The following is a 13,735-nucleotide window of genomic DNA, read 5'->3' on the forward strand; positions in this document are numbered from 1 at the left end:
GATGCTGTTGGAAGGTAAAGTAGCCATCGTTACAGGAGGAGGTTCCGGGATGGGCCGGGCCGTTTCGCTATTATTTGCGGAACAGGGGGCGCATGTCGTGGTGGCGGATATCAATGAAGAGGCTGCACGGCAAACGGCAGACCATATTGGCTCCAGCGTTCTTCCGGTACAGGGTAATGTTGCAGAAGCGGAAGATGTGAAGCGGATGGTTGAACAGACCGTCGACAGGTTTGGTCGAATTGATATGCTTGTTAATAATGCCGGAGTGCCATTGGCATTTACCCCGATTGAAGAAACGGAAGATGATATATGGGATCGTATGATGGACGTGAATGCGAAATCGATTTTTTTAACCGCAAAGCATGTCGTTCCCCATATGAAAAAAAACGGCGGTGTTATCGTAAATACGGCTTCCATCGCAGGAATAAGGGCCAGACCGGGACTGCATGCGTACTGTGCATCGAAAGGGGCGGCCATTATGCTTACAAAAGCACTTGCCATCGAATTGGCGCCCTATAAGATTCGAGTGAATGCGATTAATCCTGGCCCTGCTGATACGCCAATGCTCAGCCGTTTTATGAACGGGGATGCCGAGCAAATCGAAAAGGACACGAAAGAGATTTTTATTAACAGCGTACCGCTTGGAACACTTATCGAAGCACAAGACATAGCCAATGCCGCACTGTATTTGTGCAGTGATCTGGCGGCAAAGGTTACCGGTGAAGTATTGAACGTGGACGGTGGCAGAGGAATCTAGCCCCTAGTGGCACATGCAGAAATAGTGAACCGAGCATCGGTTGTTGGCAGCAGAACAAAGAATATAGAGGAGCGTGAACATATGTCCATGGAACAAGTAGCATCCTATGTTGAGGAAAAAGAAGTCGTATCTTTAACCCAGCGTCTTATCCAGATTCCCAGCGTATATCGTCCGGGAATTCCGGATGGAAATGAAGAGAAAGTAGCCCGCTATGTTGTCGATTATTTACGGGAGACGGGCTTTTCCGTGCATTTTGAAGAAGTGGTGCCTGGACGTCCGAACGTTATCGCCATTTATGATAGCGGAAAGCCGGGAAAAACAATTTTGTTTGAAGGGCATACGGATGTAGTAACAGAAGGAGATCACGATCTGTGGAGCTATGATCCGTTCGGTGGCACGATACATGGTGGCCGTATTTATGGCCGAGGTTCCTGCGATACGAAAGGCAACCTGGCTGCAGCGATTTGTGCGGTAAAGGCGATTCAACGGTCCAAGCTTGACTTCAGCGGTAAAATTATTCTATGCATTCCTTGCGATGAAGAGGGAATGATGATAGGCATTAAGGAATTCATCCGCCGTGGTTGGGCAAATGGCGTAGATGGCGCAATTATTTGCGAGCCAGAGGAGAATCAGATCTGCATTACGCAAAAGGGGGCTATGCGTGCAATTATCAACGTATATGGCAAGATGGCGCACGGTGCAATGCCGCTTACTGGCATTAATCCAAATACACGGATGGCACGCATTGTTGTCGCACTCGACGAGTTGGAGAGAAAGGAAAAAGAAAGATTGGGTGAACATCCGATGCTAGGGTGGCCGAGCATTACTCCGACTATTCTTCGAGGACCGGTAAAAGGAGAGCCACAAATCAACGTTGTGCCGTCTCAGTGCATGACAACGCTGGATATCCGGACAGTACCTGGTCAGGAGCATGGAGAGCTGAGACAGCAGATGGAAGACATTCTGACCGAGTTGTCCCGTGAAGATAAGGATTTTAAAGCGACGCTTGAAGTCATCGAAGAGAGGCCATGGACGTTGACACCACAGGAAGATCCAATTGTGCGCGCAGTTGCCGAGTCGTACCGCTCCATTACGAAAAAAGATCCGATTTACAATGGAGTGCCGGGCGCGACAGACGGCACGTTTTTACACAAGGCTGGTATTCCGATCGTAACTACGGGAGCCGGAGACAGGCATATTCCCCATCATGCAGATGAGTATGTCGATATTGATGAGCTTGTGGAAACGACCCGTCTTTACGCTCTCTCTGCTCTTCATTTTTTGAAAAATGAATAAACATCCGTTTTACAAGCGATTTTATTGTTAAGACCGGGTGTATTGTGTACTATTTTATAAGAATGAGGGACATCTTCTTTCCTCTGTATTTTACCTTGCCATACTGGAAAGAAGATGTTCCTGTTTGTATTAAGAGAACAAATTCGAACATACGCTTGCTCTACTCATTATGTGGCAGTTATTGGGGGGAATATAATGAAGAACATTAAACTGTTGCTCTGGCTGCCTTTTGTAGGGATGCTGCTTTTTCTGCCGTTAGCGAACAGGGTAGAGCCCTATATACTGGGATTGCCTTTCCTTCTTTTCTGGATTGTAGCGTGGATGGTGCTATCCTCCATCATTTTAACGGTTATTTATCGATTCGATCCTGACAATAAGGGGAGCGATGTAGAATGAATATATCCCTACTAATCATTTTGATTTTTATGTGTCTCGCTCTGTATCTAGGCATACAAGCAAAACAGGGAAAGAAGATGAACATGGAGCAATGGGCCGTTGGTGGCCGTGGCTTCGGCACGTTGTTCATCTTTTTACTTATAGCCGGAGAAGTATATACAACCTTTACCTTCCTTGGTGGAAGTGGATGGGCGTATTCAAAAGGGGCAGCCGCTTATTATGTTCCGGCCTATATTTTTCTGGCGTACGTATTATCCTATTGGCTGGCACCGAAAATTTGGAGGTACGCGAAAGAAAATAAATTGCTGTCACAGCCCGACTTTTTTGCGACAAAATACAGAAGTCCTTACTTGGGCGTCCTCGTTGCCATTGTAGGCTGTCTAGCTCTTGTTCCGAATATCATTATTCAATTTAAAGGGCTAGGGATTATCGTCTCGCAAAGCTCATACGGAGCTATCTCTCAGACGACAGCCAGTTGCATTGGAGCTTTGGTCGTTACGATTTATGTCATGGTATCCGGTATTCACGGCTCTGCCTGGACTTCCGTTATTAAGGACTTCATGATTTTGATTGTTGTCGTCTTTTTGGGTTTATACATTCCGTTTCATTATTTTGGCGGGATTCAGCCTATGTTCGAAGCCGTTCATAATGTGAAGCCCGAGCTTCTTACATTGCCAGATCAGGGATTGAGTACTTCGTGGTTCATCTCGACTGTCCTGTTGAATGCGATAGGGTTTTATATCATGCCTACTTCCTTTATGGTCGTATTGACGGCAAAAGGTGAGAGAGCAATTCGCAAGAACGCAATTATTTTACCACTGTACACCATTCTGTTGCTATTCGTCTTCTTTATCGGTTATGCGGCTGTCGTGCAAATTCCTGGCCTGCAAGGCGGGGAAGGGGATCTGTCGCTATTAAAGCTTGCGACGCAAACATTCGATCCGTGGATTGTTGGCTTTATCGGAGCTGCCGGGTTATTAACGGCCCTTGTTCCGGCTTCCGTCATGCTCATGTCGACCTCGATCGGCTTAACGCAGAATCTATATAAGGTGCTTGTCCCATCAGCGACGGAAAAGCAGCTATCATTCACTTCCAAGGTGTTCATTTTTCTCTTATCAGCCATTTCTCTATATTTTACGGTAAATGGCAGTGATGCGCTTGCGATACTTAATATCATGTCGTACGGATTGATTATTCAGCTTGCCCCGACGTTGTTTTGCAGCCTTATCAAAAACAATTTTGTGAATAAGTATGGAGCATTTGCAGGAATTATTGCAGGAGAGCTTATGGTTTTATATATGACTGTAACCGAAAAGACGATAGGTACGTTATTGCCATATGCTCCGCAGGCCATCCAGGATATTAATACAGGATATATTGCACTTCTGATAAATATCATCGTCATGGTGGTGGTTAGCTTAGCCACTAAAAATGTAAAACTCAATGAGAAAACACCAAAGAGCCCTAGATTAGTTTTACATGAAAGCAAGAACAAGTAAATGAAGAGAGTTTGAGACAGGACAGGCCCGCTATACTATGGTAGCGAGCCTGTCTTTTTTATTTCTTGCAAAGCTCTAAAAGTATGGTACAATATGAGACGGCAAAGAACGGACCCGACTTTCTTAAGAGAAGAAAGTTAAACACTGAATGTATTTTACATAGTAACGGCATCGATTTTCTTGAGAGGAGAAGATCAATTCATAAAGAAAGAGAGGATTATTGTTTAGTTTGAATAACATAAAAACTTTATGGTTTTCTAACGTTAAGGGTGATGTGTTAGCAGGCATGACGGTAGCATTGGCGCTGATCCCAGAGGCGATTGCTTTCTCCATTATCGCAGGCGTAGATCCTATGGTGGGATTGTACGCATCCTTCTGCATGGCTGTTATTATTTCCTTTTTCGGTGGACGGACAGGAATGATTTCAGCGGCGACGGGGGCAATGGCATTAGTAATGGTGACTCTCGTGAAAGAACATGGACTGGAGTATTTATTAGCTGCCACGGTGCTCACCGGTATCATCCAGTTCTGTATGGGAATGCTCAAGCTGGGGAGATTCATTACATTCGTGCCACACTCCGTTGTGCTTGGATTTGTCAATGCGTTAGCGATTCTGATTTTCATGGCTCAACTGCCGCATTTTTACGGAGAATCATGGCAAATGTATGCGATGGTAGTAGGTACGCTTGCAATTATTTATATTTTACCGAGATTTACGAAAGCCGTGCCTTCCCCTTTGATTGCAATTATTGTTATGTCCATTATCGCCATCTATACGGGAGCGCAGGTTCGAACCGTCGGGGATATGGGAGAAATCACACGAGCGCTTCCGGTGTTTCATCTTCCCGCATTTCCAATCTCGTTTGAAAGCTTATTAATTATTCTTCCGTATTCTTTCACATTGGCTCTTGTAGGTATTCTGGAATCGCTCATGACGGCGACCATTCTTGATGAAATGACGGAAACGAAAAGCGATAAAAACAAAGAGGTAAAAGGCCAGGGAATCGCCAATATCGTAACAGGCTTCTTTGGCGGTATGGCTGGCTGTGCCATGATTGGACAATCGGTTATCAATGTGAAATCGGGCGGGAGAGGAAGACTTTCCACTTTTGTAGCAGGCGTGTTCCTCCTTTTCCTCATCATGGTATTGGGTGATGTTGTTAAGCAAATTCCGATGGCCGCTCTCGTTGGCGTTATGATTATGGTTTCTATTGGTACGTTTAATTGGCACTCATTGATGGAATTGCGAAAAGTCCCACGTAGCGATGCGCTGGTGATGATCGTGACCGTTGCGATTGTAGTAGCGACACACGATTTGGCTAAAGGGGTTATTGCTGGTGTTATTATTAGCGCATTAGTATTCGGCTGGAAAATGGCTCGATTACATGCGAAAACGGCTACCGAGGCTTCCGGGATGAAGAGCTACACGATTTCTGGACAATTGTTCTTTGGAACCATGACACACTTTGTGGATGTATTCGACTTTAATGGTGACCCGGACAACATCGTAATTGATTTTAGCCATTCACATATTTGGGATCATTCTGCTGTTACAGCCATTGCGAAAGTTGTGGATAAATATCAAAAAGTAGATAAGAAGGTTAAAATCGTTGGAATGAACGAGGAAAGTCAGCTCCTTGTCGAGCGCATCGGGCTTTCCGTGCCTTCGGGACAATAAAAGGAAACCTTGGCCATTGTTCTGGCCAAGGTTTCTTTACTGTGTGGAGTGTGTAGCGCAAAGAGCGAAAATGACCGGCAGCTGTCTTCTACCTTTAGGTAAGTGCTTTTCTTTTTCCTCTAATCAGTTCTCTTTCCTTGCCTCTCGTGTCTTTTCTTTCTTTTGATTTAATAAAGAATGACAGTACTACACCAATGGCGGATATGAATGCGGCAACTGTAAACGCCATATTTACACCGAAAATCATACCTTCTGCGCCTGCCTCTGGAGGAGTATTCAATGCACTGTTCGTCATAACCGTAATAAGAAGTGCCGTTCCGATTGAACCTGCTACTTGCCGCAGTGTATTGTTCATTGCCGTACCATGCGGTATTAATCTTTTAGGCAGTTCATTTAATCCTGCTGTCGTAACCGGCATCATAACCATTGCAATCCCTATCATTCGTATCGTATTCACCGTAGTTAAATAGGCGAACGACGTAGTAGAGGTCAAATCGGTAAACATAAAGGTTGTTACTGTTACAACCGTTAAACCAAGTATAGCTAACCACCTTGCTCCGACCTTATCAAAAATTCGTCCGGTGATCGGCGACATAAATCCTGTTAGAAGTGCTCCCGGTAAAAGCATCATTCCCGATTCCATTGCCGTAAAGTGATGCATATTCTGCATGTAAATCGGAAGGATAGTCGCTCCCCCGATCATGGATATGAAAACGACAATTCCGATTACGGTTGTAAGTGCGAAAACCCTGTATGTAAATACCCTGAATTCAAGCATGGGCTGAGGTAAAATAAACTGTCGCCATATAAACAAACCAAGTGAAAGGGCACCAACAAGCATGGTTATCAGTACTTCGCTACTTCCCCAACCGATGTTCCCTGCGCTGCTAAATCCGTACAATAAACCACCGAAGCCTAATGAGGATAAAACAACGGATAAAACGTCCAACTTAGGAAACGTCCGTTCAGTTACATTTTTTAACATGAAGTATGTAGCGATAAGGACAATCAGAGTAATCGGTAAAATAATAAAAAAGAGTATACGCCAGGGATAATAATCCACAATCCAACCAGAAAGAGTCGGACCGATTGCCGGAGCAAAGGCGATGACCAATCCGAACATCCCCATAGCCTTGCCACGTTCTTCGACAGGATAAATAATAAACAATACCGTTTGCATTAACGGCATTATAATTCCTGCACCAGCCGCTTGAACAACTCTGCCGAACAGTAAAACCGGATAGGTAGGTGCAATTCCACATATGAGTGTACCCAAAGCAAAAATGCCCATGGCGGAAAGAAACATCTGTCTTGTGGTAAACCGTTCAATTAAAAAAGCAGTAATGGGTATCATCACACCATTGACAAGCATAAAAGCGGTCGTTAACCATTGCGCCGTATTTGCAGAAAGGTGCAAATCCCTCATAATATGCGGCAAAGCTGTAGCTAACAACGTCTGATTGAGAATGGCTACGAATGCGCCTGAGATTAATACCATGACAAGAGGCAATTGGTTAAAATTTTGAGCGGACTGTTCTTGCGTAGTTTTCATTTTCATTCCCTCCTTTGCCGCGTTTTTTATGCCCTTATATCGATTTATTATTTGTTAATCTCAGATTTTTACACTGCTTCTATATACATCTGATTTGATACATCGGCAAATTCTTGTGGTGAGAGGAAAGAAAAGAAGGAAGGGCGGTGGGCTGGAACGGTCGGAAAAAGACACATTTGCCTTTCCTTCATAGGAATCATCACCTTTAAGACGTGTATGATTCTTTGTTTATACATTCCTGACAAGCTCCTGAAGCTGATCTTTAACGTTATCCTTACTTAATCCACCGTGATAACAAACCACCGTTTCAATGTCGAAGTCCAAACATTTTTTCAAGGAACGGAAGGCTGTGTCCATATCCGGGGTGGATTGTGGATGGGGTCCCTTCAAGGAGCCTTCTACACTAAACATGGCATCCCCAACAACCAGGGTTTTGCTTTTCTTCAAATAAAGACTAATATGTCCGGGCGTATGTCCGGGCGTAAAAATAACGTGAATCCCTCCACAATATGGAAGATCTTGGCCGTCTGCTAACGTTCTGTCTACTTTGGCCTTCGGAGGATTATCCAAAAAGGCTAGCACTTTCCGACGCTCATCTTCTGGAAGACCTTCCAATTGCCATGCCATACTATCGGGATTCCCTTTCATAAGAGGCAACTTTCCCTCGATATAGGGTTTATCCAACTCATGAGCGTATACCTCAATGCCCTCACCAGCTTCCTGCAGGATTTCGGGGAGACTACCGATGTGGTCAAGATCCTGATGTGTCAGAATAACGGCTTTCAATCTGTCCAAGGACACTCCAGCCTCGTTCATGGCCGCACGTATTTGCTCCAATTGCCCCGGAGTACCGGTATCGATCAGAATGGCGGTTTCATCGTCCCAAATCAGAGTGGGATTCAATTCTGCACGACTGCCGAAAGTTTCAATCTGTAATTCCAGCATTTCTACCCCATCCGAGATTTTCATCATGCATCTCTCCTTGTATACGATTTAGTACGTGACTTGTATCGATTGGCGATTCATCTAGAATTTGATAAATAATATATGAAAATCCCCCTTTCAAATGTTTGATTCCCTTGTTAATTTATAAACGAATAATGGGGTTGATAAGATACTGTAGTTTTACGATTTTAATAACGAATGTTTCTATCCACCCGTAAGTTACAAATAATTTAAATATTATGTCTATTATGGCGTGCAACATGTGAAGTGGTTTCTTATCAATGGCTATTTTTGAAAAAACTATTGAGGAAATTATTCATCAATAAGGGAAATTTGGATTGGAGGATCGTCCAGGCGGGGAACATGAAGCGTAACTTGCTGATGTGGGATTGTGTCATGTCTACTCGTTCGGTAAATCGTGTGGTGAAGGTTCCCAGACCCTGTTGTCCGATCTCCAATGCAATATCGCGAATGCCCAGATTCGTGCGTAACAATAAATCTTTTGCCTTTTGCAATTGGAGGGAACGGATTTTTATGAAAAATTAGGCTTATTCTGATTCACCGTACAGGCACACGATAGGCTATTATCACATAGGTTGAAGATAAGGCGAAAATCATCTGGGGGTGACCGTAATGGCAGGCTTGCTAGCGGTAGTAACGATGTTTTTCAAGGATCTCATGCTGTTTGTGTCGTACATCAAAAATAATGCATTTCCGCAGCCGTTGAGTGAAGAGGAAGAGAACAAGTATCTGGATCTGATGGCGGAGGGGAATAAGTATGCACGGAATATGCTGATTGAGCATAATCTTCGACTGGTGGCACATATTGTTAAGAGATTGTAAACACAGCCCAATGTCAAAACAGCGCAGCAAGTATCGTGATTTCATCGAGTTTTCAATTGAGGCGGCTAAGCAGGAATAATGAGAAGATGATTGTTGAGAAACCGGATTGGCGATTGAGTCTTGGGTAATATGATGTGTTTTGAAAAGGGACAAGCCTGCTGGAAGAAGTTTCTCGGCAGGCTTTTTCTGTGAAGATAAGAATCAGTATTAAAGTTTGCTGTTGATTTTTCAGCGATAAAAAGACGGGTATTATTTATCCTTGTTATTGAACTAACGATTTCCGTTAGTGTAAAAACGGGGACACTATTATTTAATAAAACTTTGCAAGACAGTCACATCATTTGCGTATATTTGTTCATCAGATGCATTAAAAATTAAATTATTATACATTGTTACCCCATTTTCTTGAACATCGAATATAGACTGATCGCTGTTATGATTGTTTGAATTTGTTATTAGTAAAGCTAACGATGGGGAGAGTGGGTAGTATAGTTCAAGTTCTTTTGCTTCTTCATAGACAGAATAGTCCGCAAATGTATTGATTACTGGTTGATCACCTGTTATGAAGGGAACGGGACTAATATTTCTTAGCATCAGAACACGAAAAGTACTACTCGAGCTAAGAGCAATAGCAAGATTTGTAGCAAGTATAAAATAGAGTACACTCCAAATATTTTGAATAAGAGTAGGAGATATAGGCAACGAACCCGACGCAAAGGATTTGAGTACGTTATTCTTTATCATGTTGGTTCTGAAATACTGTAAACATAAGAAAAACATAAAATCAAATTTTCCATTTTCACTTTTAAGAAAATCGATATTGCCACTTTTTAGGGAATCTAAATACGGCAGAGTTGCTTCTTCTATTTCACTATGAAAATCCTCTACAAGGTTATTCATAATCAAATCCAGTTTTAATTCTTTTTCATCATCCCACTTTCCTGCATGTTCTAAAAGCTCTTTCTGTCTGAATACGCTTGTAAACATATTTATCCAATTTTTATTTATCTGTTGAATTTCTTCAGTCCAATAATCCATGATAAAGCCTTGTTCAATAATCGATATTTCATGTCGGCTAATATTTCTTAGTCTATAAAAATCTCGAGCTTTGGCAATATTCTTTGGATTTACTGGAAATAACTTATTATTTCTCAAACAAAATAAATTTCCTGAATCATCAGTCCATGAGGTTAGGTAATATCTCCAGACATAATGCTGTCCTCGTTTTTTCTCCATTTCGGTTCAACTCTTTCATTATTTAGATGAAATCATGAAAATAAAAAAGAATATCTACAAGAAATCTTTATTATTATACATTATTCTTCCACTATCGTGCCCGTTGAATAAGGAAAAATCAGAAATATAAAAGAGGCAACCATCTATAGCCATGTATAGTGGTTGCCCCTTTTACTTCGAGTCCTATTTTATAAAGCATTCAAATTATTGATGGATCATACTTTCAGTTTGGACAAGCATGAAGTAAAGACTTTGTAAACAATACCCTATGTCAAAATAACGTAGCGAGTATTATAATTTCATCGAGTTTTCGTTTGAAACGGTTGAGCAGAAATAACGAGAAGACGTTCGTTCGTAGAAAAGAAAAACCGATGATTAAACTTAGGATAAGAAAAAGATATGTATTTTTGAGATTCATATGGGTTAGCTAATTTTAAAAAGGATAAACCTGCTAAAATTTTAGCAGGTTTGTAAAAGAGATAGTTACAGGGCTCATTTTATAAATAACTATCATTGTATGTAATGCTTGTATAAATGCTTAATTATCTAAGGGATGTTTACTTAAATGTCGATTAAGTATGGATGAAATTTCCTTGAAGTGTCGATCTGATGTATCTGGGAGCCCCTCACTTTTTCTTACTAATAAACCCATATCTTTAAAAATAGATAGACTTTTTTCATAGTCCTCAAAGATGTAGTTAATTAATTCCATAATTTCAGCAGAAGACTTTTTTGATTGATCAGCTAATTTTCTTATTTCTTCTGCTACAACAGAAAAACCTTTACCATTTTCTCCAGCCCTTGACGCTTCGATAGAAGCATTTAAAGCTAATAAATTAGTTTGATTGGATATTTCAGTTATTGTATTAGCAAAATTTCTAATTTCTTTTGTTTTATTACCTAAATTAGTCATTGACATGTTTAGTTTATCTGTTAAAGAGTTGATTGATTTTATCTCAGTAAGAAATTGCTCTACATTATTTTGATATTTTTCTGATAAATCTTTACTGATTTTTAGGATTTCCTCCTTGGTAACCGCAATTTCATTACTGGTTAAAGTATCGTTATTTGTTTTAACGAGAAGATCTTTAACTACAATAGAAGGATTGGGGAATTTTTCTTCTTTTTTATTAATATTAGAAGAAGTAAGTTCCACTATTGTTTTAGAACTTTCAGCGATAGATGTAAGTTGTAAATTTAATAGTTGAATCGTATTGATTAGATTATTTATATCATTTTTATTAAGATTGTCTTCTTGCTCTGAAGTTTCTATAAACAATTGGTCAATTTCTTCTGATTCGATTTTTTCATCCTGATCTAAAATAATCAATTGCTCGATTTCTGAACCATTAATGTATATCTCTCGATGGTCATCTTTTCTTTTCAATATATATTCACTGTCTTTAGTAATAAGCAGTAAATTTGCTTGCAGTTTTGCTCCATTTTTCAGTTTTATTGCTATATTTTTCATTTTATTTGATTTTAAGAAAAAACTTACACTGGATATAGACATTATTAAAGAGAGAATGCAGGAAATAGCCATAAAAAATATATCTACAGGGTTTGTAATTTTTTTGTATACCAATGTAAAGAAAATAAATAAGAATAGTAGTATAAGGAATAATAAAATTACTTCTATAACTGAGTAGATTTTTCTTAATTTTTCTTTATTCTTTAATCGTATACGAATACGCAATAAAAGCACTAAAAATAAAAGAAGTATAGTACTGATGAGCACAAGATTTTCATTACTGTTATCTCCGAAAAAGAAAATTAAAAGAACTTCAACTAAGCATGTTAAAGTAATTATAATGGGGAGTTTTTTACCATTTAAAAATTCATCTTTAATTTCTTCATATTTTGTAGTTCTTACCATGTTTTCACTTGAAAATATTCCTAAGGCAACGATTAAACCTGTTACATAAATAATAATCTGAACTAGAGAAGCGAGTTCTTTCCAATACTTGAACCCTAAAAATTCGTCCATTTACATCACCCTTTCTCCGCAATAAATACAACGATTCTATTGTAATGTTTTTCTGATTCTTTAGCATTAATTAAATAGTAAAATATACTTATAATATTCTCGATAACATTAGATATCAAAAGAAATATATTATTATCATAATTTTGTTAAGCGGATTTATATTATTTTTTTTACAATTTATAGAATGTGATCTAAACTGCTGGAATCTAGATGCAGAGCAAGCTTGATAAAAGTAAGAAGGTTCAGGGGTAACAATAATGTAAATCAAACAATGCAGCTGCATTTTTAGTTTACTTAATGTATAATCTAGATAAAGGAAAAACTAAGAACGTATATTCTTATTAAGGGTGAATATTGATGAAGTTTAGAAAAGGAGAACTGTTCTGCGGTCCAGGTGGCTTAGCGTTAGGTGCAAAAGAAGCTAAATATATGCATCCTGAGACAGGAGAAGTTTTTGAGTTTGAACATGCATGGGCGAATGACATTGATGAATGGGCCTGCGAAACATTTAGAACGAACATCTGTCCGGACAGACCTGATTCTGTAGTCTGCGGAGACGTCCGGGAGCTTGATATTAAATCATTAGGAGAGAAATTTGGTGAGATCGATGCCTTTACATTTGGCTTTCCCTGCAACGACTACAGCATTGTAGGAGAGCATAAAGGAATGGAAGGAAACTATGGACCGCTGTATTCTTATGGAGTAAAGATTTTAAATGAGTACAATCCGTTGGTATTTATTGCTGAGAACGTTGGGGGCTTGCAGAGCGCAAATGAGGGGAAAGCATTTCTCGGCATTCTAAATGACTTAGCCAGCGCCGGAAAATATGGATACAAACTGGTACCTCATCTTTATAAGTTTGAAGAGTATGGTGTTCCGCAACGGCGCCATCGAATTATCATTGTAGGTATCAGAAAGGACCAGGATGTTGCATTTAGAGTTCCTGAACCGACCCATAAAGAAAAGTACAGGACAGCCAGTGAAGCACTAGCAGACATTCCTGAAGATGCGCTAAATCATGAGTTTACCCGTCATAAGAAAAAAGTGGTAGAGATGCTTAATCATATTGCTCCTGGAGGAAATGCATGGAGTGAGAGTATTCCAGAGGAACTCCGCTTAAATGTGAAAAAAGTGCGCATGAGCCAGATTTACAGACGACTTCATCCAGACCAGCCATCCTATACAGTTACAGGTTCTGGAGGCGGTGGTACACACGGCTACCATTGGGAGGAGCCGAGGGCGCTTACCAACCGGGAGCGTGCTCGCTTACAGACTTTCCCAGATGACTATGAGTTCATCGGTAAAAAAGAGATGGTAAGAAAGCAGATCGGTATGGCCGTTCCGCCGGATGGAGCCAAAATAATTTTGGAAGCTGTACTTAAAACCTTCGCTCGGATCGAATATCCAAGTATTAATTCAAAATGGGATTTCGAAAGCGTGAGCGCCGAGCAGGTTATTGAAGAGGTACAGGAAATTATGTAGCAAAAGCCCGAGAAGCTGTTATCTTCTCGGGCTTTTGCATGATATACGAGTAGAGATTCCTTAT

10 protein-coding genes and 2 pseudogenes are annotated in these 13,735 nt (G+C 40.4%); 7 read left to right on the forward strand and 5 right to left on the reverse strand.

The window, feature by feature from the left end:
* The first annotated feature begins 1 nt into the window (after position 1).
* The 5 genes from AF333_RS06395 (at position 2) to AF333_RS06415 (ending at position 5,626) form a co-directional block, all read left to right on the forward strand.
* Positions 2-757, forward strand: coding sequence for an SDR family oxidoreductase (locus AF333_RS06395; RefSeq protein ID WP_043067396.1), 756 nt, complete (start codon positions 2-4; stop codon positions 755-757).
* A gap of 87 nt (positions 758-844) precedes the next feature.
* Entirely contained in the window at positions 845-2,053 is a 1,209-nt protein-coding gene (locus AF333_RS06400; RefSeq protein ID WP_043067484.1) for a M20 family metallopeptidase, read from the forward strand.
* Positions 2,054-2,248: 195 nt separating this feature from the next.
* Positions 2,249-2,449 (forward strand): DUF3311 domain-containing protein, encoded by a 201-nt coding sequence (locus AF333_RS06405; RefSeq protein ID WP_043067397.1) that lies wholly within the window; start codon positions 2,249-2,251, stop codon positions 2,447-2,449.
* Complete coding sequence (locus AF333_RS06410; protein WP_043067398.1) at positions 2,446-3,948, forward strand: sodium:solute symporter family protein; 1,503 nt, start codon at positions 2,446-2,448, stop codon at positions 3,946-3,948. The genes AF333_RS06405 and AF333_RS06410 overlap by 4 nt, the downstream gene beginning before the upstream one ends.
* A gap of 229 nt (positions 3,949-4,177) precedes the next feature.
* On the forward strand, positions 4,178-5,626 hold the full coding sequence (locus tag AF333_RS06415; protein WP_074715006.1) for a SulP family inorganic anion transporter: 1,449 nt from the start codon (positions 4,178-4,180) through the stop codon (positions 5,624-5,626).
* A 94-nt stretch (positions 5,627-5,720) separates the two neighbouring features.
* Here the strand turns inward: AF333_RS06415 and AF333_RS06420 are convergent, their stop codons facing one another.
* The 3 genes and pseudogenes from AF333_RS06420 to AF333_RS34785 form a co-directional block, all read right to left on the reverse strand.
* Positions 5,721-7,178, reverse strand: a complete 1,458-nt coding sequence (locus AF333_RS06420; RefSeq protein ID WP_043067399.1) for an MDR family MFS transporter — start codon at positions 7,176-7,178, stop codon at positions 5,721-5,723.
* A gap of 228 nt (positions 7,179-7,406) precedes the next feature.
* Complete coding sequence (locus AF333_RS06425; protein WP_043067400.1) at positions 7,407-8,147, reverse strand: MBL fold metallo-hydrolase; 741 nt, start codon at positions 8,145-8,147, stop codon at positions 7,407-7,409.
* A 362-nt stretch (positions 8,148-8,509) separates the two neighbouring features.
* Positions 8,510-8,653, reverse strand: a pseudogene (locus tag AF333_RS34785) (AraC family transcriptional regulator); the annotation flags it as partial.
* A 103-nt stretch (positions 8,654-8,756) separates the two neighbouring features.
* Here AF333_RS34785 and AF333_RS06430 point away from each other — a divergent pair.
* Positions 8,757-8,960: pseudogene (locus AF333_RS06430) on the forward strand (RNA polymerase subunit sigma-70); the annotation flags it as partial.
* A 312-nt stretch (positions 8,961-9,272) separates the two neighbouring features.
* On the opposite strand, the gene AF333_RS06435 reads toward AF333_RS06430, so the two are convergent.
* Together AF333_RS06435 and AF333_RS06440 are read right to left on the reverse strand one after the other, a co-directional pair.
* Positions 9,273-10,202, reverse strand: coding sequence for a DUF4238 domain-containing protein (locus AF333_RS06435; RefSeq protein WP_043067402.1), 930 nt, complete (start codon positions 10,200-10,202; stop codon positions 9,273-9,275).
* A gap of 538 nt (positions 10,203-10,740) precedes the next feature.
* Positions 10,741-12,189, reverse strand: a complete 1,449-nt coding sequence (locus tag AF333_RS06440) for a methyl-accepting chemotaxis protein (protein ID WP_043067403.1) — start codon at positions 12,187-12,189, stop codon at positions 10,741-10,743.
* Positions 12,190-12,546: 357 nt separating this feature from the next.
* On the opposite strand from AF333_RS06440, the gene AF333_RS06445 reads away from it, so the two are divergent.
* On the forward strand, positions 12,547-13,671 hold the full coding sequence (locus tag AF333_RS06445) for a DNA cytosine methyltransferase (protein WP_043067404.1): 1,125 nt from the start codon (positions 12,547-12,549) through the stop codon (positions 13,669-13,671).
* The last annotated feature ends 64 nt before the right edge of the window (positions 13,672-13,735 follow it).

Source organism: Aneurinibacillus migulanus (assembly GCF_001274715.1).
GTDB classification, from domain to species: Bacteria; Bacillota; Bacilli; order Aneurinibacillales; family Aneurinibacillaceae; genus Aneurinibacillus; species Aneurinibacillus migulanus.